This is a genomic window from Bacillus lumedeiriae (assembly GCF_044891285.1).
Classification (GTDB): Bacteria; Bacillota; Bacilli; order Bacillales; family Domibacillaceae; genus Pseudobacillus; species Pseudobacillus lumedeiriae.
This window is the reverse complement of the sequence record NZ_JAUIYO010000004.1, coordinates 75,353-99,419: the sequence shown is the minus strand read 5'-3', so window position 1 is coordinate 99,419 and position 24,067 is coordinate 75,353. Positions and strand designations below refer to the sequence as shown.

At 43.5% G+C, this 24,067-nt stretch carries 26 protein-coding genes; 25 read left to right on the top strand and 1 reads right to left on the bottom strand.

The window, feature by feature from the left end; translation table 11 throughout:
• Positions 1 to 53 precede the first annotated feature (53 nt).
• The 8 genes from glpX (at position 54) to QYG89_RS08050 (ending at position 8,063) form a co-directional block, all read left to right on the top strand.
• Positions 54 to 1,019: a class II fructose-bisphosphatase gene (gene glpX, locus QYG89_RS08085; RefSeq protein ID WP_404316397.1), complete on the top strand. Its 966-nt coding sequence runs from the start codon at positions 54 to 56 to the stop codon at positions 1,017 to 1,019.
• Positions 1,020 to 1,439: 420 nt separating this feature from the next.
• Complete coding sequence (gene rho / locus QYG89_RS08080; RefSeq protein ID WP_404316394.1) at positions 1,440 to 2,723, top strand: transcription termination factor Rho; 1,284 nt, start codon at positions 1,440 to 1,442, stop codon at positions 2,721 to 2,723.
• Between the two features lie 137 nt (positions 2,724 to 2,860).
• Entirely contained in the window at positions 2,861 to 3,067 is a 207-nt protein-coding gene (gene rpmE, locus QYG89_RS08075; RefSeq protein ID WP_404316392.1) for a 50S ribosomal protein L31, read from the top strand.
• A gap of 180 nt (positions 3,068 to 3,247) precedes the next feature.
• On the top strand, positions 3,248 to 3,865 hold the full coding sequence (locus QYG89_RS08070) for a thymidine kinase (RefSeq protein WP_404316389.1): 618 nt from the start codon (positions 3,248 to 3,250) through the stop codon (positions 3,863 to 3,865).
• 274 nt (positions 3,866 to 4,139) lie between these two features.
• Complete coding sequence (gene prfA, locus QYG89_RS08065) at positions 4,140 to 5,210, top strand: peptide chain release factor 1 (protein WP_404316387.1); 1,071 nt, start codon at positions 4,140 to 4,142, stop codon at positions 5,208 to 5,210.
• 2 nt (positions 5,211 to 5,212) lie between these two features.
• The gene (gene prmC / locus QYG89_RS08060; RefSeq protein WP_404316385.1) at positions 5,213 to 6,070 is read left to right on the top strand and encodes a peptide chain release factor N(5)-glutamine methyltransferase; all 858 of its coding nucleotides are present in this window, start codon (positions 5,213 to 5,215) and stop codon (positions 6,068 to 6,070) included.
• Positions 6,071 to 6,129: 59 nt separating this feature from the next.
• Positions 6,130 to 6,756: a stage II sporulation protein R gene (gene spoIIR / locus QYG89_RS08055; RefSeq protein WP_404316383.1), complete on the top strand. Its 627-nt coding sequence runs from the start codon at positions 6,130 to 6,132 to the stop codon at positions 6,754 to 6,756.
• Positions 6,757 to 7,007: 251 nt separating this feature from the next.
• Positions 7,008 to 8,063, top strand: coding sequence for an L-threonylcarbamoyladenylate synthase (locus QYG89_RS08050; protein WP_404316380.1), 1,056 nt, complete (start codon positions 7,008 to 7,010; stop codon positions 8,061 to 8,063).
• Between the two features lie 124 nt (positions 8,064 to 8,187).
• On the opposite strand, the gene QYG89_RS08045 is transcribed toward QYG89_RS08050, so the two are convergent.
• Positions 8,188 to 8,958: a DUF3891 family protein gene (locus QYG89_RS08045; RefSeq protein WP_404316591.1), complete on the bottom strand. Its 771-nt coding sequence runs from the start codon at positions 8,956 to 8,958 to the stop codon at positions 8,188 to 8,190.
• Between the two features lie 208 nt (positions 8,959 to 9,166).
• Between QYG89_RS08045 and QYG89_RS08040 the strand changes: the two genes are divergently transcribed.
• The 17 genes from QYG89_RS08040 (at position 9,167) to atpD (ending at position 24,056) form a co-directional block, all read left to right on the top strand.
• The gene (locus tag QYG89_RS08040) at positions 9,167 to 9,718 is read left to right on the top strand and encodes a manganese efflux pump MntP (RefSeq protein WP_404316378.1); all 552 of its coding nucleotides are present in this window, start codon (positions 9,167 to 9,169) and stop codon (positions 9,716 to 9,718) included.
• A gap of 100 nt (positions 9,719 to 9,818) precedes the next feature.
• Positions 9,819 to 10,253 (top strand): low molecular weight protein arginine phosphatase, encoded by a 435-nt coding sequence (locus QYG89_RS08035; RefSeq protein WP_404316376.1) that lies wholly within the window; start codon positions 9,819 to 9,821, stop codon positions 10,251 to 10,253.
• 34 nt (positions 10,254 to 10,287) lie between these two features.
• The gene (locus QYG89_RS08030) at positions 10,288 to 11,577 is read left to right on the top strand and encodes a methyl-accepting chemotaxis protein (protein ID WP_404316374.1); all 1,290 of its coding nucleotides are present in this window, start codon (positions 10,288 to 10,290) and stop codon (positions 11,575 to 11,577) included.
• Positions 11,578 to 11,654: 77 nt separating this feature from the next.
• Positions 11,655 to 12,095: a ribose 5-phosphate isomerase B gene (rpiB, locus tag QYG89_RS08025; RefSeq protein WP_404316371.1), complete on the top strand. Its 441-nt coding sequence runs from the start codon at positions 11,655 to 11,657 to the stop codon at positions 12,093 to 12,095.
• A gap of 19 nt (positions 12,096 to 12,114) precedes the next feature.
• Entirely contained in the window at positions 12,115 to 12,687 is a 573-nt protein-coding gene (locus tag QYG89_RS08020) for a TIGR01440 family protein (protein WP_404316590.1), read from the top strand.
• Positions 12,688 to 12,863: 176 nt separating this feature from the next.
• Positions 12,864 to 14,099 carry a serine hydroxymethyltransferase gene (glyA, locus tag QYG89_RS08015; RefSeq protein WP_404316369.1) on the top strand — a complete coding sequence of 412 codons (1,236 nt, stop codon included), beginning with the start codon at positions 12,864 to 12,866 and terminating at the stop codon, positions 14,097 to 14,099.
• A gap of 552 nt (positions 14,100 to 14,651) precedes the next feature.
• The gene (upp, locus tag QYG89_RS08010) at positions 14,652 to 15,281 is read left to right on the top strand and encodes a uracil phosphoribosyltransferase (protein ID WP_404316366.1); all 630 of its coding nucleotides are present in this window, start codon (positions 14,652 to 14,654) and stop codon (positions 15,279 to 15,281) included.
• Between the two features lie 21 nt (positions 15,282 to 15,302).
• Positions 15,303 to 16,442, top strand: coding sequence for a non-hydrolyzing UDP-N-acetylglucosamine 2-epimerase (gene wecB / locus QYG89_RS08005; protein ID WP_404316364.1), 1,140 nt, complete (start codon positions 15,303 to 15,305; stop codon positions 16,440 to 16,442).
• Positions 16,443 to 16,957: 515 nt separating this feature from the next.
• The gene (locus tag QYG89_RS08000) at positions 16,958 to 17,176 is read left to right on the top strand and encodes an AtpZ/AtpI family protein (protein ID WP_404316362.1); all 219 of its coding nucleotides are present in this window, start codon (positions 16,958 to 16,960) and stop codon (positions 17,174 to 17,176) included.
• Positions 17,177 to 17,178: 2 nt separating this feature from the next.
• The gene (locus QYG89_RS07995; RefSeq protein WP_404316360.1) at positions 17,179 to 17,568 is read left to right on the top strand and encodes an ATP synthase subunit I; all 390 of its coding nucleotides are present in this window, start codon (positions 17,179 to 17,181) and stop codon (positions 17,566 to 17,568) included.
• 6 nt (positions 17,569 to 17,574) lie between these two features.
• Positions 17,575 to 18,300, top strand: coding sequence for a F0F1 ATP synthase subunit A (gene atpB / locus QYG89_RS07990; protein ID WP_404316358.1), 726 nt, complete (start codon positions 17,575 to 17,577; stop codon positions 18,298 to 18,300).
• Positions 18,301 to 18,377: 77 nt separating this feature from the next.
• A complete protein-coding gene (gene atpE, locus QYG89_RS07985) occupies positions 18,378 to 18,590 on the top strand; it encodes a F0F1 ATP synthase subunit C (RefSeq protein ID WP_006838507.1) in 213 nt (70 codons plus the stop codon).
• 277 nt (positions 18,591 to 18,867) lie between these two features.
• Positions 18,868 to 19,386, top strand: coding sequence for a F0F1 ATP synthase subunit B (locus tag QYG89_RS07980; RefSeq protein WP_404316355.1), 519 nt, complete (start codon positions 18,868 to 18,870; stop codon positions 19,384 to 19,386).
• Positions 19,383 to 19,922 carry a F0F1 ATP synthase subunit delta gene (locus QYG89_RS07975; protein ID WP_404316353.1) on the top strand — a complete coding sequence of 180 codons (540 nt, stop codon included), beginning with the start codon at positions 19,383 to 19,385 and terminating at the stop codon, positions 19,920 to 19,922. Before QYG89_RS07980 ends, QYG89_RS07975 begins: the two co-directional genes overlap by 4 nt.
• A gap of 69 nt (positions 19,923 to 19,991) precedes the next feature.
• Positions 19,992 to 21,500, top strand: coding sequence for a F0F1 ATP synthase subunit alpha (gene atpA / locus QYG89_RS07970; RefSeq protein ID WP_404316351.1), 1,509 nt, complete (start codon positions 19,992 to 19,994; stop codon positions 21,498 to 21,500).
• A gap of 103 nt (positions 21,501 to 21,603) precedes the next feature.
• Positions 21,604 to 22,461, top strand: coding sequence for a F0F1 ATP synthase subunit gamma (locus QYG89_RS07965; RefSeq protein WP_404316349.1), 858 nt, complete (start codon positions 21,604 to 21,606; stop codon positions 22,459 to 22,461).
• A 176-nt stretch (positions 22,462 to 22,637) separates the two neighbouring features.
• Entirely contained in the window at positions 22,638 to 24,056 is a 1,419-nt protein-coding gene (gene atpD, locus QYG89_RS07960; RefSeq protein ID WP_404316347.1) for a F0F1 ATP synthase subunit beta, read from the top strand.
• The last annotated feature ends 11 nt before the right edge of the window (positions 24,057 to 24,067 follow it).

The following is a 24,067-nucleotide window of genomic DNA, read 5'->3' as shown; positions in this document are numbered from 1 at the left end:
ATTAGGTTATACGAATCTAAAATTGCAGTTGTAATACGGGAGGAAAACATAAAATGGAAAGAAGTTTATCAATGGAGCTTGTCCGTGTAACGGAAGCAGCCGCTTTGTCTTCTGCACGCTGGATGGGAAGAGGAAAGAAAATGGAAGCAGATGACGCGGCCACAACTGCTATGCGCGATGTGTTTGATACGATTCCAATGCAAGGAACGGTCGTTATCGGAGAAGGAGAAATGGATGAAGCTCCGATGCTTTACATTGGTGAAAAGCTTGGCACAGGCCACGGTCCGCTGGTAGATATAGCAGTTGATCCACTGGAAGGTACGAACATTGTTGCATCAGGCGGCTGGAACGCGCTGGCTGTGCTTGCTGTAGCAGACCAAGGCAACCTTTTGCATGCTCCTGATATGTATATGGAAAAGATTGCTGTAGGACCTGAAGCGGTCGGTCAAATTGATATTAACGCTTCTGTTCTAGATAACTTAAAAGCCGTAGCAAAAGCGAAGAATAAAGATATCCAAGATGTAGTGGCTACGGTATTAAACCGTCCGCGCCATGAGGAAATCATTGCTCAGCTTCGCGAGGCAGGCGCTCGTATTAAATTAATCAATGATGGTGATGTAGCTGGAGCGATCAACACAGCTTTTGACCAAACAGGTGTGGATATTTTATTCGGTTCCGGCGGTGCTCCTGAAGGCGTGATTGCAGCCGTTGCATTGAAATGTCTTGGCGGAGAAATCCAAGGGCGTCTGTTACCGCAAAGTGAAGAAGAAATAACACGCTGCGGAAAAATGGGCATTGATATAGCAAAAGTGCTTCGTATGGAAGATCTCGTGCGCGGTGACGATGCTATTTTTGCTGCGACTGGTGTAACAGATGGTGAACTCATGCGCGGTGTTCAATTTAAAGGTTTATACGGCGAGACTCATTCTGTTGTTATGCGGGCAAAGTCAGGTACAGTTCGTTTCATTGAAGGGCGCCACAGCCTGGAGAAAAAACCAAACTTAGTGATTAAGCCTTAATTTAATAGAACAATCATTGTTAGTCAGTTACTTAACAGCAAGCGGGCTTGTGCCAGCAACAACCGGCCCTTCAGCCTGCTCTTGCTGTTTCCAATCCCACTCAACCTTGTACACCAACATAACGTTCCTCTCCTTTTTCATTCGATGATTGCGACATTTACCCGAACAGGTTAAAATAGATATTATTTTAAAGAAAAGCGTAAGCGCCTGTTTTGCTCCGACAGGCAAATGTTCTTCACCCAAAGAAGTCCGCCCTTTGACTTCATTGGATGAAGGTTATTTGACCCGAGGAGCAAGGCGCTGCAGCTGGACAAAGAAAAGCGGCGCCGACTGTTCTGGGGCGACGCTAGATACTAGATAAAGAAAGAAATGCTTACTCTCTTCAATTAGGGGAGAACTAAATAAAAGTGTGGTGCCAAAATGGAAGAACTGACAATTTCGTATTTGGAAAATTTAAAGCTGAAGGAACTTTATGAACTTGCGCGGACATACAAGATTTCTTATTACAGTAAACTGACGAAAAAAGAATTAATTTTTGCTATTTTAAAAGCTCGCGCCGAAGAACAAGGCTTCTTTTTTATGGAAGGTGTTTTGGAGATTATCCAATCTGAAGGCTTTGGTTTTTTAAGACCGATCAATTATTCGCCGAGTTCTGAGGATATTTATATTTCAGCCTCACAAATTCGCCGTTTTGACTTGAGAAATGGTGATAAAGTATCAGGTAAAGTACGCCCTCCAAAGGAAAATGAGCGCTACTACGGTCTCCTGCACGTTGAAGCGGTGAATGGAGATGACCCCGAATCTGCTAAAGAACGTGTCCACTTTCCAGCATTGACTCCTTTATATCCGGATCGCCAAATTGTACTTGAAACGAACCCAAGAAATCTTTCTACAAGAATCATGGACTTGATTTCGCCTGTCGGTTTTGGCCAGCGTGGATTGATTGTTGCTCCGCCAAAAGCGGGGAAAACGATCTTATTAAAAGAAATTGCCAACTCTATTACAGCGAATCATCCGGAAGCCGAGTTAATTGTTCTATTGATTGATGAGCGCCCAGAGGAAGTAACGGATATCGAGCGTTCTGTTCAGGCGGAAGTCATCAGTTCAACATTTGACGAAGTGCCGGAAAATCATATTAAAGTGGCTGAACTTGTGTTGGAACGGGCCATGCGTCTTGTTGAACATAAGCGTGACGTGATTATCTTAATGGATAGCATTACACGTTTGGCAAGAGCTTACAATCTCGTCATTCCACCGAGTGGACGCACGTTGTCTGGGGGGATTGACCCGGCCGCTTTCCACCGTCCGAAACGCTTTTTTGGAGCGGCTCGTAACATTGAAGAAGGCGGCAGTTTAACGATTCTTGCGACAGCTCTCGTCGATACAGGTTCTCGTATGGATGACGTTATTTATGAAGAATTTAAAGGAACGGGAAATATGGAGCTTCACCTTGATCGTTCACTTGCTGAGCGCCGCATTTTCCCTGCCATTGACATTAAACGTTCTGGCACGCGTAAAGAAGAACTGCTTATTGAAAAAGGGCAGCTCGATATGATCTGGTCCATTCGTAAAACAATGTCTGATTCGCCGGATCTTGCTGAGAAGTTCCTGCGCCGTCTGCGGCAGACGAAAACGAATGCCGAATTTATTGAGCAGCTTGTAGCAGAAATTAAAGCAGGCGGTTCATCGAAACGAATTTTATAATTCATGTTTGATTTTTGGACAAACACTTGTTATAATTATGTCAGTGTGCTTAGCATATAAGTACGGGGCAATGAAGCCGTATTTCGTATAGACAACTCTGTTTCTAAAATGATTCAGGGCGGAAGGAGATGACAAGAATGAAAGCAGCTATTCATCCAGATTATAAAAAAGCAATGGTGAAATGTGCATGCGGTAACGAGTTTGAAACTGGTTCCGTTAAAGAGCAAATTCGTATTGAGGTTTGTTCTGAATGCCATCCATTCTATACTGGTCGTCAAAAATTTGCTGATGCTGGCGGACGTGTTGACCGCTTCAACAAAAAATACGGCATGAAAAATAAGTAAGTTAAACATAAAAAACAGGCAAGAAGTTATCTATAACTGCTTGCCTGTTTTTTCCTTTTTACCTATGTTCATGGCTATTGTTGCTTTTGCTGGTTGGAGCGGAAGTCAATAGGTGGGTTTAATGAATTTTCCTTTTTGAGGAAAAGAAAAGGATAGTGAAAGCGAGGCCTATATGATCTCATGTATGTGATGAAACAAACAGGATGGGTTGAAGTGATTTGTGGCAGTATGTTCTCGGGAAAATCAGAGGAGCTCATTCGTCGTGTTCGACGTGCACAGTTTGCCAAACAAACAATCATGGTGTTTAAGCCAAAAATAGATAACCGTTACAGCGAAAAATCCATTGTATCCCATAATGGCTCAGCTGTAGTAGCCGTACCTGTGGAAGAATCATCTGCGATTTTAGCAGCTGTTTCCTCGGAGGTTGATCTAGTTGCTATTGACGAGGCTCAGTTTTTCGACAATGATATCATTTCAACTATCCAAACATTGGCTGACCGCGGCCATCGTGTCATTTTAGCCGGGCTTGATCAAGATTTTCGAGGGGAGCCATTTCATCCGATGCCGGCCTTAATGGCCATAGCGGAACTTGTTACGAAGCTGCAAGCCGTTTGTGCCGTCTGCGGATCACCCGCCAGCCGGACACAGCGTTTAATCGACGGTAAGCCGGCAGGGTACGATGATCCGATTATTTTAGTCGGAGCCGCCGAAAGTTATGAGCCGCGATGCCGCCATCACCATGAAGTCCCGCGCAGCTCTGTGTATAAACAAGAAGCAGCTGTGGAAAAAAGTGAATAAAAACAAAGACAGGAGTTGTCTCATAAGATCTGACACTTTGATTTTGAGGCAGCTCTTTTTGGCGAGCGGTTGTCTCCGCTTTTCTTGCCCCGCTGCAGCACCTTGCTCCTCGGGTCAAATAACCTTTCCCTAATGAAGTCAAAGAGCAACTTCTTTTGGGAAAGAACATTTGCCTGTCGGAGCAGAACAGGCGCTTCCGCTTTTCTTCTACGTTGTATGGATATTTTCGATATATTATAATAGTGACATTATGGACGAAATTTGAGGTGAGGCTATGTTTGACCGTTTACAGGCGGTGGAAGACCGTTATGAAAAGTTAAATGAACTGTTAAGTGATCCGGAAATTGTGAATAATCCGAGTAAGCTAAGAGATTATTCAAAAGAGCAGTCTGATATTCAGGAAACGGTGCTCGTGTACCGTGAATATAAAGAAGCAAAGGAACAGTACGAAGAAGCAAAAGCGATGTTGGATGAAAAACTGGACGCTGATATGCGTGAAATGGTGAAGGAAGAAATAAATGAGCTCGAGGAAAAGCTTGAGCAGTATGAAGAGCGTTTGAAAATCTTGTTAATTCCGAAAGACCCGAATGACGATAAAAACGTCATTATGGAGATCCGCGGGGCAGCCGGCGGGGATGAAGCCGCTTTATTTGCCGGTAACTTGTATCGGATGTATAGCCGCTTTGCTGAGGCACAAGGCTGGAAAACAGAGGTTATTGAAGCTCACTCTACCGGCCTTGGGGGATATAAAGAAATCATTTTTATGATCAACGGAAAGGGCGCTTTTTCTAAGATGAAATATGAAAACGGCGCTCACCGTGTACAGCGTGTGCCGGAAACGGAATCAGGCGGCCGTATTCACACTTCTACAGCTACTGTAGCGTGTTTGCCTGAAGCGGAAGATGTAGAGATCGATATTCATGACAAAGATATCCGCGTAGATACATTTGCATCGAGCGGCCCGGGCGGACAAAGTGTGAATACGACGATGTCAGCTGTACGTTTAACACATCTGCCGACTGGGACTGTTGTTTCGTGCCAAGATGAAAAGTCGCAAATTAAAAATAAAGAAAAAGCAATGAAAGTTCTGCGTGCCCGCGTTTATGATAAGTTTCAACAGGAAGCACAGGCCGAATACGATGCGCAGCGGAAGTCAGCTGTTGGCTCTGGTGATCGTTCCGAACGCATCCGGACATACAATTTCCCGCAAAACCGTGTGACTGACCACCGCATCGGTTTAACGATTCAAAAGCTCGACCAAATTCTAGAAGGCAAGCTGGATGAAGTGCTAGATGCGCTCATTATGGAAGAACAGTCTTCCAAGCTTGAAAATTTACAGGATTAAATATGACCCAAAAAATATATGAGGCCCTTCGATGGGCTTCTTCGTTTTTAATAGAGCATAAGCGGGACGCCAATGCAGGTGAACTGCTGCTTCAGCATATTGTTAATATGGGGCGCTCAGAGCTGCTGGCGAATATGCACGAACAGCTGACTGAGGAGCAGCAGCAAATATTTAAGGAAATGGTCAACCGTCATGGGGCAGGTGTGCCTATTCAGCATATGATCGGCACAGAACAATTTTATGGACGGAGCTTTATCGTGAACAGTGATGTACTCATTCCTCGTCCGGAAACGGAGGAACTCGTGTGGCATACACTCCACAAAAGAAAATCGAAGTCAGCACCAGAGAAAGACATCATCATGGCTGACATTGGTACGGGCAGCGGGGCAATTGCTATTACGATGAAACTTGAATGGCCGCAGCTTACTGTCTATGCTTCGGACCTTTCTGAAAAAGCATTACAGACGGCGAAACGAAACAGTGAGGCACTAAAAGCTGATGTCCAATTTTTACATGGAGATTTACTTACTCCGTTTATTGAACGGAGTATGAAGCTAGATTTGCTTCTCTCCAATCCGCCGTATATCCCGCTGTCTGATCGAGAGACTTTATCGACTGTTGTCGCTGATCATGAGCCGGAACTTGCGCTTTATGGAGGAGAAGATGGGCTTGATTTGTACCGCCGCTTCTGTGAACAGCTGCCTAAGGTGCTGAATCCTGGTGCATTTGTCGGTTTTGAAGTTGGAGCAGGGCAGGGGGAAGCGGTGGCTGAATTGTTGCAGCAAGCTTTTCCACAGGCTGCTGTTACAGTGGAATATGATATTAACGGCAAAGATCGAATGGTTTTTATGAAAATTTAATAGTTTCATTGTTTAAGTTTTTCTTTTCTGGACAGACTGTTTGTCAGGAGGGGAAAACAATGAATAAACTAATAGCAGGCATCTATTTAATAATCTTATCACTCAGTACTATTACAAGTTTATATATACCAAATCAGGCCGCAGAGGCGGAAGAAACGATTGTCATTCCGAAAGAAGCCATTAGGCTGCGGATTCTCGCAAACAGCGATAGTACAGAGGATCAGGAGCTAAAAAGAAAAATTAGGGATGATGTGAATACGGAAATTACAAAGTGGGTATCTGACTTGGAGTCTCTGCCTGAAGCCCGCCGCTTGTTAAAGAGCAAGCTCCCAGAAATTCAGCAAATCGCTTTGAAGCGGGCGGAAAAAGAAGGAGTATCTAATAGTATTCAAGTGAACTTCGGCAAGGCGAAATTCCCGACGAAGCTGTACGGCCAATTTTTGTATCCGGCTGGTGAATACGAGGCGATTGTTATTACGATTGGTGAAGGAACGGGCGCCAACTGGTGGTGTGTATTATACCCGCCGCTATGCTTTCTTGATTTTTCAAGCGGTACTGCCGTCAGCCCTGGGATAGAAGAGAATGTCCAGCAGGATCAAACGAAAGAGCCTGTTTACGCGGAAGGAGAGCAGCAGACTCCGGAAGTGAAATTCGCTATCGTTGAGCTGTTTAAAAGAGGAGAATGAAAGTTCGACAAATGATCTTAAAAGTTATTAACAAATCAGTAGGGGATTTGTGGATGAAACGTAAATTATATGACTTTTCAGAAAATTATCCACATCTATCCACAGGGTTATTAACAATTAAAAAAATATTATCCACATGATGTGGACAGTTTTGATGAAATTGTGAATAGTATACAATTAACCTCTCATTTTTTTTGCAAAAAGCGTAGAAATTACGCAAAAAATGAAGAAATAAAATATAGGTGAGTAAAATGCAGACAAAATATTGGTTTGTGGATAATCATGTGGATATGTTAGTAACCTATCCACAAATAAAAGAGGCAGCTCAGTTATTAAAGAAAAATGAGGTTGTAGCTTTCCCGACTGAAACGGTGTATGGGCTTGGGGGCAATGCGTTGTCAAACGAAGCAGCAGGGAAAATATTTGCGGCAAAAGGCCGGCCGGCTGATAATCCACTGATTGTCCACATTGCATCAGAGCAGCAAGCAGCGGATGTAGCGATTCATATATCAGCAACGGCCCAAAAGCTTATGCAGGAATTTTGGCCAGGACCGTTGACGATTATTTTAAAGAAACAGCCCAATCGGTTGTCTGATCTTGTAACAGCTGGACTTGATACAGTGGCCGTCCGTGTGCCGGATCATCCTGTAGCACTGGCCGTTATTAGGGAAGCCGGCCTGCCGATTGCTGCGCCGAGTGCGAACCGTTCCGGTAAACCTAGTCCTACTTCTGCTAAGCATGTACAAGATGACTTGGACGGCAGGATTGCAGGAATTGTGGATGGCGGCAGTACGGGAGTAGGTGTGGAGTCAACGGTTGTGGATTGCACAGGAAGCATACCTGTTATTTTGCGCCCGGGCGGTATTACGAAAGAAGAGCTAGAAGCAGTTGTAGGAGAGGTAGCGGTTGATGCGGCATTGACTGACGCACAAAAGCAGCCGAAATCCCCAGGGATGAAATATACCCACTACGCTCCAAATGCACCCTTGTATTTGCTTCAAGGAAGCTGTGAGTGGATTCAGTCACAAATAAGCGATCAGCAGCAAAAAGGAAAAAAAGTCGGTTTATTAACGACGGAAGATCATCTTTCCTTTTATGAGGCAGATGTCATTCTGCCGTGTGGAAACAGCCGTGACTTGAAGACGGTGGCTCATTGTCTTTACGATGTACTGAGGGCTTTTAACGAAACGGATGTGGATATGATTTATTCCGAAACATTCCCAACTGCTGGTGTCGGCTTGGCGGTTATGAATCGATTGGAGAAAGCTGCCGGCCACCGCTGGATTCATGAAAAAATGAAAGAGTAAACCGAAGAATGGGGCTGTCTCATAACGATGTCAGACCACTCTGTCTTATATCTGTCGCACTTCAATAAGTAAAAGAGACAGATATAGCTGGAGAGGCCGGGCTTTTATGAGAAAGTCCCTTTTTTTATTGTCTATTTTGATCAACTAAGTGAATAGTAAGTTCATTGAGCGGAGCTTCTTTATAGCATTGAAGCAGTCCTTTAGAGGCGATGGCTTCTTTTGGGAGTATTTTTTGTTTTAATGTGATGGTGATTTCACGTTCAAAAGGGAAGGTTTCCATAGCAATTGTCTCTTTATTTCTCCAGTACAGCTGGATTTTATTTTGTTCGAATGGATAAAGGGCAGCTGAAAGCGGGATTCCGTCACGGAAAAATGGGAGCTCCTTTTCCTTTGCCGCACCAGGTTCATTTAGACAAATATATAATGAAAGATGATCACCGAACTGCAGCAGCCCACAATGAAAGTTAAGAAGTGATAGATCCGATAGTTCAAGAGAGCGGATGAGCCGCTCCTGCCGTTCCTTTTCTAGGGCCAGGAAAGCCTTCGCCTCACCGGAAGCCTCATTTTTAAGAAACCCCATATAATACATGCTGCATAAAAGGGCGGCGTAAGCATCTTCTTTCTCCACTTCATCAATTCCATGCCTATAAAGTACCGTTTTCGCTAACACTGGAAAGTCAATGAATGTATACGGAGCTTGTTTTTTATCATTCCAGAAGGGCTCTTGATCAAATGGCTTCCACCCGCAGTCATGTCTTGAGATCGCGTATTCGACAGATTTTCTAAAATTTTCTCCAGGAAACAAAGAAGCCTTCCAATGAGCCATGATCCTGCCGGAAACTTGTGCATGGTGATCCTGCTCGATCATGACGAATTCATCTTTACGCTCTCGTATAATGATGGAAGTTCACTCCTTTGAATGTGAAATATATATCTAAATTAGATGTATGTGGTTTACCCGGTTATTTATTCCCTAATCTGTCGTTTATAATCATAAGTTTGCTAGATTTGTACGGTTCTCTTTATCCGACATTTAGGTATAAGCGAAAGTATTGAAAGCTTTCCGCATATGTTGGAAAGAGGCACGTCCAAAAAGGGAGGGAATGAAGATAGAGATGGGTGAATTCATTACTTTAAGTATGCTGGCTTTAGCTTTGGGCATGGATGCCTTTTCGGCAAGTTTAGGTATCGGCATGGTGCCCATTAGATTAAAGAAGATATTTTATATCGGACTTATAGTAGGGGGCTTTCACGTTTCTTTGCCGCTTCTTGGTATACTGATCGGCAGATTTGTTACAGAGACGTTTGGTGAAATTGCCGCTTTGGTCGGTGGTTTGCTGTTAATTATCGCTGGCAGTCAAATGATCATTGCTTTTTTTCAAAAGCAGGAAGAAGAAAAAGTCGTTCCTTCTGGATGGCAGCTGCTATTATTTGCATTAATCGTCAGCCTTGATAGTTTTTCGGTGGGGCTGACACTAGGTATTTATGGAGCGAAAGTTTTGCTCGTTCTATTCTTATTTGGCAGTATGTCGACAGGGTTAACATGGAGTGGACTGTTAATTGGTAAAAAGGTTGGCAAATGGTTTGGAGCATACAGCGAAGCATTTGGCGGATGTGTATTGCTTGCTTTCGGATTAAAGCTGCTTTTTCTTTAATTGGAAAAATTTATAGCTCTTTTTACCCTCTTTTTAGGGAAATCTTATATAATGGAAAAAAGAATTAAAACTATAAAGAAAAGAATGAAAAAGCTGGAGGGTGAAACGGTTGAACGTACTATTTGTTTGTACAGGCAATACATGCAGAAGCCCAATGGCAGAAGCGATCATGAAGCATAAAAAGCAAGACTGGAATGTGCAGTCTGCTGGTATTTATGCAGCATCGGGCGGCCGGGCAGCAGCGCATGCTATTCAAGTTTTAAAAGAAAAGGAAATCGCGATGGAACATATTTCCCGGGAAATATCTGCAGAAGTAGTTAATTGGGCAGATGTCATTTTCACTATGACTCATGGGCATAAGCAATTAATTTTGGGTGCATTTCCAGAGGTTTCCGACAAGTTGTGGACGTTAAAAGAATTTGTTTATGAAAGGCCAGAAGACGTCGTTGACCCTTATGGGGGAGCTGTGGAGGACTATCGCAGAACGTATGAAGAACTGGATGGATTAATTACTGAAGTACTAAAAAAACTGTAGAGTGAAGCAGGAGCGATCCTGGGAAGGGGAAAACATGGAACATGAGCATGAAACAAAATTTGGGCTAGGGAAGAAGCTTGTTTTTTTCGTAATCATTCTAGCTTTGATCACTTATACGACGAGCGGTTTCTTTATGTATTATATTTATCCAGCTTATTTCTCTTGGATGAATGAAATGGTATTTACTGCGGTCACTTTATTGTTAGGTATCATCTGGTCAGGCATTCTCGCCTATATTGCCGCCGGTTATTTTGTTAAGCCGTTAAAGAGATTAGAAGCGGCTGCTTTGGAAGCTGCACGGGGCAACATTAAACAGGATGTTGAGCTGCCGGAAAGTGAAGATGAAATTCGTTCGCTTGCTCTAGCATTTAATCACATGCTTGGAAACTTAAGAGGGATCGTACACAAGATTGATAACAATTTTGCTTTAACGAATGAAAGCGTGGTGCAAATATCAGCAGAAGCAACCAAAGCTTCGGAAAGAGCAGAAGAGATTTTTCGGACAGTTGATGAAATTTCTGCTGGAGCCGAAAACTCAGCGGCCGCTATTCAATCGACAGCAGAGTCTATTGAAGATGTGACAGAGCTTGCTGCTGAAGTACAAATGAAAGCGAAAGCATCGGCCGTCCAAGCTGGAGAAATGGTTGAGGATTTGCAAGTAAGCAAAGCTATTTTTCAGTCGCTCATTTTAGGGATGGAACAGTTGTCGGTGGAGAATGAGGAGTCACTGGAAGCTGTGAAGGAACTGGAAATGAATGCGCGCAAGGTCGAGCAAATCATTCAGCTCGTCGGTGATATTGCAGCACAGACGAACTTGCTGGCGCTAAACGCTTCAATTGAAGCGGCACGCGCCGGTGAACATGGCAAAGGTTTTGCTGTTGTTGCCGAAGAAGTCCGCAAGCTGGCAGATGAAAGTGCAACAGCCGTGAATGACATTTCTGAGCTGATTAAGCGTATTCAACAAGAAGTAGACCAAGTTGTACAAAAAACAACTTCGCAAGTACAAACAGTGAAAAAAGAAGTGCAAAAAGGATCAGACGCAAATTCAGCCATTGAGCAAATGACAGGAAAAATTCATGAAGTGGCGGATGCGGTACAAATTATTTCCGGACTTGTGGATAAGCAGCTTAACAGTATCCAGCAAACATCGAATCAGTCTGAAGAAGTGGCGGCCATTGCGGAAGAAACATCTGCAGGGGCAGTTGAAGTGACACAAGCGACAAAAGAACAAACACAAGTGATGCATGATATTGAACGAGCGGCAGGGCATTTAAAGGAACAAGCAGAAGAATTAAAGTCAACAATTATACAATTTCGACTCTAGGCGTCTCCCCCTTTTCATTTTCTTGTGCCTGTGACAAAATAGAAGAAAATCGGTTAAGCCAAAAGGAGATTACCAACATGAAAATTGCAATTGCATCTGACCATGGCGGAGTGAACATTCGGAAAGAATTAAAAAGCCTGCTGAATGAACTTGGTCTGGAGTATGAGGATTTTGGATGCAGGTGCGGCGAGTCTGTTGACTATCCGGATTATGCTGTACCGGTAGCAGAAAAGGTAGCACGCGGCGAGTTTGACCGCGGTATTTTAGTGTGCGGTACAGGGATCGGGATGAGCATTGCGGCAAATAAAGTAAAAGGGGTACGCTGTGCGCTTGTTCATGATATGTTTAGTGCAAGAGCAACGAGAGAACACAACGACAGCAACATACTAGCGATGGGAGAAAGGATCATTGGACCCGGCCTTGCTCGTGAAATTGCCAGAGTGTGGCTGACGACTGAATATCAAGGCGGCCGCCATGAAAGCCGTCTCAATAAAATTAAAAAATATGAGGGAAATTAAAACGGAGGGATCAGCTTTGTTGCAGCTTACAGATTGGGAACACCAGCTTAACCGTATTTTGGAAGAGTTTCAGCAGCAGGCACGTCTTCGAAAGGGCCAGACAGTCGTAATCGGCTGTTCAACCTCTGAGATAGCCGGTGAAAGAATCGGTACGGCAGGAACATTAGACATTGCTGAAATGGTGTACGGGCAATTGCAGGCGTTTGCGGAAGAACATGGATTACATCTTGCATTCCAATGCTGCGAGCATTTAAATCGTGCGCTCGTCGTGGATCGGGAGCAGGTCCGCTCGATGCAGCTTGAAGAAGTAGCGGTCGTGCCAGTCCGGCAGGCAGGCGGTTCAATGGCTGCTTATGCCTTTAATCAGAAGCAGGATAGCGCTGTTGTCGAATTCATTAAAGCTGATGCGGGTATTGATATTGGTGATACATTCATTGGTATGCATTTGAAGCATGTAGCAGTTCCGCTGCGGACGAGTGTAAAGGAAGTAGGAAATGCCCATGTTACACTGGCGGTGACACGGCCGAAATTGATCGGCGGAGCCCGGGCTGTTTACGAAAAAACGAATGCAAGTGAAAAATGCACTGGTTAATGTTAGGTTTTGGTCGTCTTTTCAATAAGAAAGTCGACCGTTTTTTATAAAAAGATCGGATTTTATATTTATTTCATTTGAAACAGACGGAAAACGTGATAGAATATAAATGAATTTTTAAAATTGAGTAATACATAAACACATAAATATTTCTCAAATATGAAAGGAGATTGGAAATGAGTACTCTTAAAGATCAAGATTCAGCTGTTTTTGAAGCGATTCAAGAGGAGTTCAAACGTCAGCAGACGAAAATCGAATTGATCGCTTCTGAAAACTTTGTGAGCGAGGCTGTAATGGAAGCACAAGGTTCTGTGTTAACGAATAAATATGCGGAAGGCTATCCAGGCAAGCGTTATTATGGCGGTTGTGAGCATGTGGATGTCGTTGAAGATCTTGCCCGTGACCGTGCGAAAGAAATTTTCGGCGGCGATCACGTGAACGTACAGCCGCATTCAGGTGCACAAGCAAACATGGCTGTTTACTTTACTATCCTAAATCAAGGAGATACAGTTCTTGGTATGAACTTATCCCATGGCGGCCATCTAACTCACGGAAGCCCAGTTAACTTCAGCGGTGTGCAATACAACTTTATTGAATACGGTGTAAGCAAAGAAGATCAGAGAATTGATTATGATGATGTCCGTCAAAAAGCAATAGAGCACAAACCAAAATTAATCGTAGCAGGAGCGAGTGCTTATCCGCGTGCGATTGATTTCGCAAAGTTCCGTGAAATTGCGGATGAAGTTGGGGCATACTTAATGGTTGATATGGCGCACATTGCTGGTCTCGTAGCAGCTGGCCTTCACCAAAGCCCAGTTCCTTACGCAGATTTCGTAACAACAACGACTCACAAAACATTGCGTGGTCCACGCGGAGGAATGATCATTTGTAAAGAAGAGTTTGCGAAGAAAATTGACAAGTCGATTTTCCCAGGTATTCAAGGCGGACCTCTTATGCATGTGATCGCAGCTAAAGCTGTTGCTTTCGGTGAAGCATTGGATGACAGCTTTAAAGCATATGCCCAAAATATTATCGACAATGCTAAACGTTTAGGAGAAGGGTTAACGAAAGCAGGCGTGAACCTCGTATCAGGCGGCACAGATAACCACTTGCTGCTAATCGATTTACAATCTTTAGGCTTAACAGGAAAAGTAGCTGAAAAGGTACTAGATGATGTCGGTATTACAGTGAACAAAAATACGATTCCATTCGATCCTGAAAGTCCATTCGTAACGAGCGGTATCCGCGTTGGTACAGCTGCTGTTACTTCTCGTGGCTTCGATTTGGAAGCGATGGATGAAGTGGCTGATATTATTGGAACTGCCCTGAAAAATCATGAAAACGAAGCGAAGCTTAAAGAGCTGAGCCAGCGTGTAACTGATTTAACAGCGAAATATCCTTTATATAATTAAATGGTGAAGGGAGGCTGTCCCAAAAGGTCGTTAAAAACGACTTTTTAGGGTCAGTCTTTTTTCTTTGGATTAAACTTTTGAATACTATTTCTTATCCGAAATTCGTGGTGCTGTTTTGGGTTCTTCATAGAGATACTGATGCTTTTTGTGTCCTTTCCTTTTGCATAAGAAGGGTGAGAGAGACATCTATGGCAGTTTGTACACATATCTCTTTGACAAAGTTCAAACGATTGTTTTCACTGAGTGGATAATAGTGACAGGCGTGAAGACTCCTGCGGGGGAAAGCGAAGCGCCTGGCGGAGAAATCAGCGGATGAGGTTGAAGAATGATAAAAAAAGGAGATGACCTAAAAGTGATACTTTCGGGACACTCCTCTCTTTTTTATCTTCCCATTTGTTCTTCTTCGGCTTTTTGGGTAAAATCAAAAAGAAGCTTGCTGAAAGAAGTTGAAAAATGGCTGCACGAGCGGCTTCTTTTTTTGCCGCTATGATGCTTGCCGCATGAAAGCTCGTGTGACATAACTTGAAATATTTACATAAAGGAGCGAGGACATTGGGAAAAGTATATGTATTTGACCATCCATTAATCCAGCATAAGTTGACGATTATCCGTGATAAAGAAACTGGAACAAAAGAATTTCGTGAATTAGTAGATGAAATAGCAACGTTAATGGCTTTTGAAATTACCCGCGATATGCCGCTGCAAGAGGTGAAAGTCCAAACGCCTGTCTGCGAAGCAAACGCCAAAACATTGTCTGGGAAAAAGCTGGGAGTTGTTCCGATTTTGCGCGCAGGGATCGGTATGGTAGACGGTATTTTGAATTTGATTCCTGCTGCCAAAGTAGGACACGTCGGCTTGTACCGTGATCCGGAAACACTAAAGCCTGTTGAATATTACGTGAAGCTTCCATCTGATGTGGAAGAGAGAGATTTCATCGTTGTGGACCCGATGCTCGCTACAGGAGGATCAGCCGTAGAGGCGATTCACTCCTTGAAAAAGCGTGGAGCCAAACATATTAAGTTTATGTGCCTCGTTGCTGCCCCTGAAGGAGTGGAAGCGATGCAGGAAGCCCATCCGGATGTTGATATTTATATCGCTGCATTAGATGAAAAGCTGAATGAAAAAGGCTACATTGTACCAGGATTAGGGGATGCAGGGGACCGTCTGTTCGGAACAAAATAATTAGAAGTAGGTGCAGATAAGATGAACCGCCCGATTAAAGTAATGACTATTTTTGGAACGCGCCCTGAAGCGATTAAAATGGCGCCGCTCGTTCTAGAATTGCAAAAATATCCTGAGCAGTTTGAATCGATTGTTACGGTCACTGCTCAGCATCGGCAAATGCTCGATCAAGTGCTCGAAATCTTTAAGATCACGCCTGATTTCGATTTAAACATTATGAAAGACCGCCAGACACTCATTGACGTAACGACGAAGGGGCTTGAAGGGTTAGACCGAATCATGAAAGAAGTGAAACCAGATATTGTTCTCGTTCACGGTGATACGGCCACAACGTTTATTGCCAGCCTTGCTGCTTTTTACAATCAAATTGCTGTTGGCCATGTAGAAGCCGGCTTACGGACATGGAATAAATATTCTCCGTTCCCGGAAGAAATGAACCGCCAGTTAACAGGTGTCATTGCTGACCTTCATTTCTCTCCTACTCATCAAGCAGAGGAAAACTTACTTAATGAAGGAAAAAAAGAGGAAACGATTTTCGTGACAGGAAATACAGCTATTGATGCGTTGAAAACGACGGTAAAAGAAAGCTACAGTCATGAAGTCATTGATCGTTTAGGAAATGACCGCCTCGTGCTGATGACCGCTCACCGCCGCGAAAATCTTGGCGAGCCGATGCGCAGCATGTTCCGTGCTATTAAGCGATTAGTGGAAGAGAATGGAGACATTCAAGTAGTTTATCCGATGCATATGAATCCAGTTGTTCGTGAAATAGCTGATGAAATTCTAGGTAATGATCCGCGCATTCATTTAATTGAGCCGCTCGATGTGATTGATTTTCACAACTTTGCGGCGCGGGCTCATCTCATTTTGACAGATTCCGGCGGTGTGCAGGAAGAAGCGCCTTCTCTCGGTGTGCCTGTTCTCGTTTTGCGTGACACGACGGAACGGCCGGAAGGAATTCAAGCTGGCACATTGAAGCTTGCGGGTGTGGACGAAGATACGATTTATCAAATGGCCACAGAACTGCTGAATGATGAAGCAGAATATGAAAAGATGTCGAAAGCATCCAACCCATACGGAGATGGAGAAGCTTCCCGCCGCATTTGTGAAGCGATTCGTTATTATTTTCAAGCATCGAATGATAAGCCGGATCGATTTTAAAAGAAGGCTATGTTAATGATCATTGTTGATTTTGTCCATTTGCTGATTAGAGCGCCTGCAGCGGCAATCAGCAAAGGAGTTTAACATAGCCTAAAAGAAAAGAGACAGTAATTTTCTAGTCAAAAAAGAAAGAGGGGAGGGGGGGCAGTCAGCCCCCCCTCTTTTAATGGTGGTGAGTAGTATCTTCTATTGTATAGTGAACTACTCTATATAGACTGATAGATCAAACGATTGAAAGAGAGAAAAGACTGCCGTTTATTGGCGCAAAAGGTAATGCACGGAGAAGAGTTAATTTACTCTTATTGATACAGATAAGAATAACTTATAGTTCGACAAAAGTTTTGATCAATTTGTGAAATGTATGTTACAAAATTTGAGGTTTTTCTTTGTACACGTTGACATTAAAATACCCCTATTGTATGCTTACAAAGGATAAAGGGCAGGATTGTATAAATAGGGTGTAAAAGCTCTTTTTTTTTGAAGTAAAACCTACTGTGGAGCAGGGGTGTTTCCGCATGAAAAGCCAGAAACGTGCATTTAAAGCAATGACCTTATACAGTGCGATTTTAGCGCAAATAACGGGATCAATTCTCATCGGAATTTTCGGTGGGCGCTGGCTGGACGGGAAGTGGAATACCGAACCGCTTTTTTTAATCGTTGGACTGCTCTTAGGATTAACTGCCGGCATTATCTCGATGCTTCGTACAGTTAGTTACTTCAATTCGGAGGATTAGTTATGGGAGAACTCCAGCATTCGCTTTCTAGACAACGAAAGTACATATTATATCTCCTTGCTGTTTTTGTTTTTTGCTGGGGAATAACGCCGTATAAGATGGTTTTCGGCGGCCTCATTCTTGGCACAGCTTTGAGCTTCTTCAACCATTGGCTGATGTTGAAGCGGATGAACCGTTTCAATCAAGCATTGGATCATGGTAAAAAATTTCAGTCACTCGGCACGATGTCACGAATGGCGACAGCCGGCGTGGCAGCGATGATTGCCCTCCGCTATCCAGATCACTTCAGTATCATCACTACCGTTTTGGGATTAATGGCATCTTACATTGTCATTATGATAGATTTTTTTATTCACTTTTTAATAAACAGAACAACCGGGGAAGAGAGGTGAAATCAGTTGCATCATAAAAATCCAACGATTGATTGGGAAGTGTTTGATGGGTTTACTTTAACATTTAACTTAGCCAATGTGCTAATGATTACTATTGCTAGTCTAATCGTCTTTTTGATTGCAGTTATTTCTACAAGAAGCTTAGCAATGAAGCCCACTGGTCTGCAAAACTTTTTTGAGTGGATCATGGATTTTGTGAAAGGTATCGTCAAAAGCAATATGGACTGGAAAACGGGGGGACGCTTTCATGCCCTTGGATTAACGTTATTCCTTTATATTGCCATTTCCAACTTTGTAGGTTTGCCATTTTCGGTAGTGTATAATGATTATCTCTGGTGGAAGTCACCAACAGCAGACCCGGTGATCACTTTAACACTAGCATTCATGGTTGTCGCACTATCGCATTACTATGGAATTAAAATGAAAGGCTTTGGTGAGTATACGAAAGACTATTTTCGTCCAATGGGATTCTTATTCCCATTGAAAATTGTTGAAGAGTTTGCTAATACACTCACTCTTGGTCTTCGTCTTTACGGTAACATCTTTGCCGGTGAAATCCTTCTTGGATTGCTGGCAGGAAGCCTGGCTACAGGAGTCGGCGGACATTTAGCCGCTGTTATTCCAACATTGGCATGGCAAGGGTTCTCCGTATTTGTTGGTGGAATTCAGGCATTTATCTTCACTATGTTAACGATGGTCTATCTGGCTCACAAAGTGAACCATGACCATTAAAATATACCCGTTCATTTCATGAACGAACCTATTTTTAAAAAACTATTTTATATAAAATTTAAGGAGGAAATTTTAAAATGGGTCTTTTAGCAGCAGCAATCGCAATTGGTTTAGCCGCACTTGGTGCAGGTATTGGTAACGGTCTTATTGTATCTAGAACAGTTGAAGGTATCGCTCGTCAACCAGAAGCACGCGGTATGCTTCAAACAACAATGTTTATCGGGGTAGCGTTAGTAGAGGCGATTCCTATCATCGCGGTAGTTATCGCATTCATGGTACAAGGTCAATAATTATTGAGAAGCGAAAGGCGCTCGTTCATTGTGATTACAGATTTTTAGCTCCTGGTGAGGAGCCGTTCTTTTTGTCCATGACAGAAAGAACGAAATCGTCATATGAGTTGACGCTTTCAGCTAGACATAAGGGATTTTTGTTCCAATGGCGAAGATCATTCCAAGCGAACCTTCGCCATTGCTTTATGTTCGAAGTGTAACAAGCAATTCCATTCTTTTTATACAGTCTCTTCCCGAGAAGGGGAGGGGTGAAACTCTTGAAAGGAGTGAAGTGGGCGTGTTAGCAAACACATTTGTACTTGGAGCGTCGGCCGGTTTTAATGGCGGAGACATTTTGTTCCAATTAATTATGTTTATTATTTTACTGGCGCTAATCAAAAAATTTGCCTGGGGTCCTTTAATGGGAATGATGCAGCAACGTGAAGAGCATATTGCTTCTGAAATCGATGCAGCAGAAAAAAGCCGGGTTGAAGCTAATAAATTATTAGAAGAAACGCGCGCAGAGTTAAAAGCATCTCGTCAGCAAGCGCAGGAAATTATTGAGAATGCTAAGAAAATGGGCGATAGCCAAAAAACAGAAATCATTGCTGCCGCTCGTGCAGAAGCTGAACGCTTGAAGGAATCTGCGAAAGTAGAGATCGAGCAGCAGACTGAGCAGGCAATGGCATCTCTTCGTGAGCAAGTGGCTTCTTTATCTGTATTGATTGCTTCTAAAGTAATCGAAAAAGATTTAAGCAAGGAAGATCAAGAAAAATTAATTAATGAGTATATCCAAGAGGCAGGGGAAGAGCGATGAGTGATTCCGTAGTAGCGAAACGCTATGCGCTAGCTCTCTTCGAAATTGCCAAAGAACAACAGCAGCTTCAATCGATTGAAGAGGAACTGCGTGTAGTGCAAACTGTTTTTCAGGAAAACCAAAAATTACTTTCTTTACTTCAATCACCGAAGCTTACGATTGAAGAGAAAAAAGAGCTGTTGAAGTCCGCTTTTGCAGCAGCTTCAACTTATGTGATCAATACGTTGATGGTGTTAACTGAACGTCATCGCGAAGGATATATTATAGATGTGGCCGAAGCATACATTGAACTGGCCAACGCAGAACGTGGAATTGCGGAAGCAACGGTTGAATCCGTTCGTCCGTTAACGGAAGCGGAAACTGTACAAATTTCTGACCAGTTTGCTAAAAAGGTGGGCAAACAGTCTTTAAGAATTACAAACATCGTTGATCCGCAATTGCTTGGCGGCTTAAAAGTCCGCATTGGCAATCGTATCTTCGACGGCAGCCTGCGCGGCAAGCTGAGCCGGTTAGAAAAACAATTAACAGCGAAATAAGCGAGAGCATCTTTCATCATGCTTTCGGCTCGAATACAACTATTACTAATTATATGAGGGGTGAAATTCATGAGCATCAAAGCTGAAGAAATCAGTGCGCTGATTAGAAAGCAGATTGAGAACTTCCAGTCAGATATTACAGTAAACGATGTTGGTACAGTTATCCAAGTTGGTGACGGTATCGCTCGTGCTCATGGCCTCGACAATGTCATGGCTGGAGAACTTCTTGAGTTCTCAAACGGTGTCATGGGTATGGCACAAAACTTAGAAGAAAACAACGTAGGTATCGTTATTCTTGGACCTTATAAAGAGATCCGTGAAGGCGATGAAGTCCGCCGCACTGGCCGTATCATGGAAGTGCCTGTCGGGGAAGAATTGATCGGACGCGTTGTTAACTCTCTTGGACAGCCTGTAGACGGTCTTGGTCCAATTAATACAACAAAAACCCGCCCAATCGAAAGCCCAGCAACTGGTGTTATGGATCGTAAATCTGTTCATGAACCATTGCAAACAGGGATTAAAGCGATTGACGCGCTTGTGCCAATCGGCCGCGGTCAGCGTGAGTTAATTATCGGAGACCGCCAAACTGGTAAAACAACAGTAGCGATCGATACGATTCTTAACCAAAAAGACCAAGACATGGTATGTATTTATGTCGCTATCGGTCAAAAAGAGTCCACGGTGCGCGGAACGGTTGAAACACTTCGTAAACACGGTGCACTTGACTATACAATTGTCGTTACAGCTTCAGCGTCACAACCGGCGCCAATGCTGTTCCTTGCTCCATATGCTGGGGTAACAATGGGTGAAGAATTCATGTTTAACGGCAAACATGTTTTGATCGTATATGATGATTTATCTAAACAAGCAGCCGCTTATCGTGAACTTTCCTTATTATTACGTCGTCCTCCAGGCCGTGAAGCTTACCCTGGTGACGTTTTCTACTTGCACTCCCGTTTACTCGAGCGTGCAGCTAAATTGAACGATACGTTAGGAGCTGGCTCTATTACTGCTCTTCCATTCGTTGAAACACAAGCAGGCGATATTTCTGCTTACATTCCAACGAACGTAATCTCTATTACTGACGGACAAATCTTCTTACAGTCTGACTTGTTCTTCTCAGGTGTTCGTCCTGCGATCAACGCTGGTCTTTCTGTATCTCGTGTTGGTGGATCCGCTCAAATTAAAGCGATGAAGAAAGTAGCTGGTACGCTTCGTCTGGACTTAGCGGCTTACCGTGAACTTGAAGCGTTCGCGCAATTCGGTTCTGACTTAGACAAAGCAACTCAAGCAAAATTAAATCGTGGAGCACGTACAGTTGAAGTCTTGAAGCAAGACTTGAACAAACCACTTAAAGTTGAAAAACAAGTAGTGATTCTTTATGCGTTAACACGCGGTCTTTTAGATGATATTCCAGTAGGAGATATCCGCCGCTTTGAAGATGAACTATTAAGCTGGTTAGACCACAACCATACAAATGTGTTAGAGCATATTCGCACAACGAAAGAACTTGCTTCTGATGATGAAATGAAAGCAGCCATCAACGAGTTCAAAAAGACGTTCGCGAAATCTGAATAATTATCCAGATGATTAAAAAAAGCGGGAGTGGATCACTGACTTGTCAATGGATCCTTCCCTCTTTCTAAGTCAACTTCTAACATAAAAAGGGTGGTGAGAACCAGTGGCATCGTTACGCGACATAAAGACTCGGATTACTTCTACTAAAAAGACGAGCCAGATCACAAAAGCGATGGAGATGGTTTCCGCTTCTAAATTAAACCGTGCCGAAACAAATGCGAAAGCATTCGTTCCTTACATGGAAAAAATTCAGGAAGTGGTCGCATCCATTGCTCTTGGCAGCAAAGATGTAACACATCCGATGCTAGTCTCCCGCCCCGTTAAAAAAACCGGGTATTTGGTCATTACCTCAGACCGCGGTTTGGCGGGAGCTTACAATAGCAGCATTCTTCGCCTTGTCAGCAACAAAATTAAAGAACGGCATACGTCCAAAGATGAATACGTAATTATTGCTATTGGACGGATGGGCCGCGACTTCTTCCGCAATCGTGGAATGAATGTCGCACTGGACATTACAGGCTTGCCTGATCAGCCAGCTTTTTCTGACATTAAAGATATCGCCAGCAAAGCGGTTAACGCCTTCGCAGAAGGAATGTACGATGAACTTTATATGTACTACAACCACTTTGTCAGTGCGATCCAACAGGATGTCACAGAAAAGAAAGTGCTGCCATTAACAGACATCGCTTCGTCCAGCAAGCTCACTTCTTATGAATTTGAGCCGGCACCTGAAGAGATTATGGAAGTTCTTCTTCCACAATACGCAGAAAGCCTAATCTATGGAGCACTCCTTGACGGCAAAGCTAGTGAACACGCCGCACGGATGTCTGCCATGAGAAGTGCAACAGACAACGCGAAAGAACTAATCGATACATTAACATTACAATACAACCGTGCACGCCAAGCAGCAATCACACAAGAAATCACGGAGATTGTCGGCGGAGTAGCGGCGTTAGAATAGAAAAGCGGAAGCGCCTGTTCTGCTCCGACAAGCAAATGTTCTTTGCTCAAAGAAGTCGTCCTTTGACTTCATTGAGCGAAGGTTATTTGACCCAAGGAGCAAGGCGCTGGCGCTAGACATTAAACATACACACTAACAACATGATAGATGGAACGATTACGATAGGAGGGAAAGAGATGAACAAAGGACGCGTTCTTCAAGTTATGGGTCCGGTTGTTGACGTCAAGTTCGAAAGCGGCCAACTTCCTGAGATCTACAACGCGCTAAAAGTGCAAATCGGTGCACAAGCTGATAAAGACGCTGTTGAACTGACATTGGAAGTAGCGATTCACTTAGGTGATGATACGGTACGGACAATCGCTATGGCATCAACGGACGGCTTGCAGCGTAACACAGAAGTAATAGACATGGGTCAGCCAATCTCTGTACCAGTAGGAGATGCGACGCTTGGACGTGTATTTAACGTACTTGGTGAAACAATCGACTTGAATGAAGATATCCCAGCACAAGCGGAGCGCCATGCGATTCATCGCCAGGCACCTACTTTTGAACAACTTTCTACTGAGGTTGAAATCCTTGAAACAGGAATCAAAGTCGTTGACTTGCTTGCACCATACATTAAAGGTGGTAAAATCGGTCTTTTCGGTGGTGCGGGTGTAGGTAAAACCGTTCTTATCCAAGAATTGATCAACAACATCGCCCAAGAACACGGCGGTATTTCTGTATTCGCGGGCGTAGGTGAGCGTACTCGTGAAGGAAATGACCTTTACCATGAAATGAGCGATTCAGGTGTTATCAGCAAAACAGCCATGGTCTTCGGACAAATGAACGAGCCTCCTGGTGCGCGTATGCGTGTCGCTTTAACAGGTTTGACAATGGCGGAATATTTCCGTGATGAACAAGGTCAGGACGTTCTCTTCTTTATCGACAACATTTTCCGTTTTACGCAAGCAGGTTCTGAGGTATCTGCCCTATTAGGCCGTATGCCTTCTGCCGTTGGTTACCAGCCAACACTTGCGACAGAAATGGGTCAATTACAAGAACGTATTACGTCTACAAGCGTAGGTTCTGTTACATCAATCCAAGCGATTTACGTACCGGCCGATGACTATACAGATCCGGCACCGGCAACAACATTCGCTCACTTAGATGCAACGACAAACCTTGAGCGTAAACTTTCCGAAATGGGTATTTACCCTGCGGTAGATCCTCTTGCTTCTACATCTCGTGCGTTATCTCCTGAGATTGTTGGAGAAGAGCATTACGCAGTAGCTCGTCAAGTGCAGCAAACATTGCAGCGTTATAGAGAGCTTCAAGATATTATCGCTATCCTTGGTATGGATGAGCTTTCAGAAGAAGATAAATTGACTGTAGCACGTGCACGCCGCATTCAATTCTTCTTATCACAAAACTTCCACGTTGCGGAACAGTTCACTGGACAACCAGGTTCATACGTACCTGTTAAAGAAACTGTTAGTGGATTTAGAGAGATTCTTGATGGTAAATATGACAGCCTTCCAGAAGATGCATTCCGCTTAGTTGGCGGCATTGAAGAGGTTGTAGAGAAAGCGAAAGAAATGGGCGTAGAGGTATAATAAGGGACCAG

Bases quoted from the DNA above. Each gene is read 5' to 3' on its own strand.
- rpmE (WP_404316392.1), top strand. From the start codon at position 2,861: ATGAAAGCAGCTATTCATCCAGATTATAAAAAAGCAATGGTGAAATGT.
- rho (WP_404316394.1), top strand. From the start codon at position 1,440: ATGGAAGAACTGACAATTTCGTATTTGGAAAATTTAAAGCTGAAGGAA.
- spoIIR (WP_404316383.1), top strand. From the start codon at position 6,130: ATGAATAAACTAATAGCAGGCATCTATTTAATAATCTTATCACTCAGT.
- glyA (WP_404316369.1), top strand. From the start codon at position 12,864: ATGAGTACTCTTAAAGATCAAGATTCAGCTGTTTTTGAAGCGATTCAA.
- QYG89_RS08030 (WP_404316374.1), top strand. From the start codon at position 10,288: ATGGAACATGAGCATGAAACAAAATTTGGGCTAGGGAAGAAGCTTGTT.
- QYG89_RS07995 (WP_404316360.1), top strand. From the start codon at position 17,179: ATGGGAGAACTCCAGCATTCGCTTTCTAGACAACGAAAGTACATATTA.
- atpD (WP_404316347.1), top strand. From the start codon at position 22,638: ATGAACAAAGGACGCGTTCTTCAAGTTATGGGTCCGGTTGTTGACGTC.
- rpiB (WP_404316371.1), top strand. From the start codon at position 11,655: ATGAAAATTGCAATTGCATCTGACCATGGCGGAGTGAACATTCGGAAA.
- QYG89_RS08070 (WP_404316389.1), top strand. From the start codon at position 3,248: ATGTATGTGATGAAACAAACAGGATGGGTTGAAGTGATTTGTGGCAGT.
- atpA (WP_404316351.1), top strand. From the start codon at position 19,992: ATGAGCATCAAAGCTGAAGAAATCAGTGCGCTGATTAGAAAGCAGATT.
- QYG89_RS07975 (WP_404316353.1), top strand. From the start codon at position 19,383: ATGAGTGATTCCGTAGTAGCGAAACGCTATGCGCTAGCTCTCTTCGAA.
- QYG89_RS08040 (WP_404316378.1), top strand. From the start codon at position 9,167: ATGAAGATAGAGATGGGTGAATTCATTACTTTAAGTATGCTGGCTTTA.
- wecB (WP_404316364.1), top strand. From the start codon at position 15,303: ATGAACCGCCCGATTAAAGTAATGACTATTTTTGGAACGCGCCCTGAA.
- glpX (WP_404316397.1), top strand. From the start codon at position 54: ATGGAAAGAAGTTTATCAATGGAGCTTGTCCGTGTAACGGAAGCAGCC.
- QYG89_RS08000 (WP_404316362.1), top strand. From the start codon at position 16,958: ATGAAAAGCCAGAAACGTGCATTTAAAGCAATGACCTTATACAGTGCG.
- QYG89_RS08050 (WP_404316380.1), top strand. From the start codon at position 7,008: ATGCAGACAAAATATTGGTTTGTGGATAATCATGTGGATATGTTAGTA.
- atpE (WP_006838507.1), top strand. From the start codon at position 18,378: ATGGGTCTTTTAGCAGCAGCAATCGCAATTGGTTTAGCCGCACTTGGT.
- prmC (WP_404316385.1), top strand. From the start codon at position 5,213: ATGACCCAAAAAATATATGAGGCCCTTCGATGGGCTTCTTCGTTTTTA.
- prfA (WP_404316387.1), top strand. From the start codon at position 4,140: ATGTTTGACCGTTTACAGGCGGTGGAAGACCGTTATGAAAAGTTAAAT.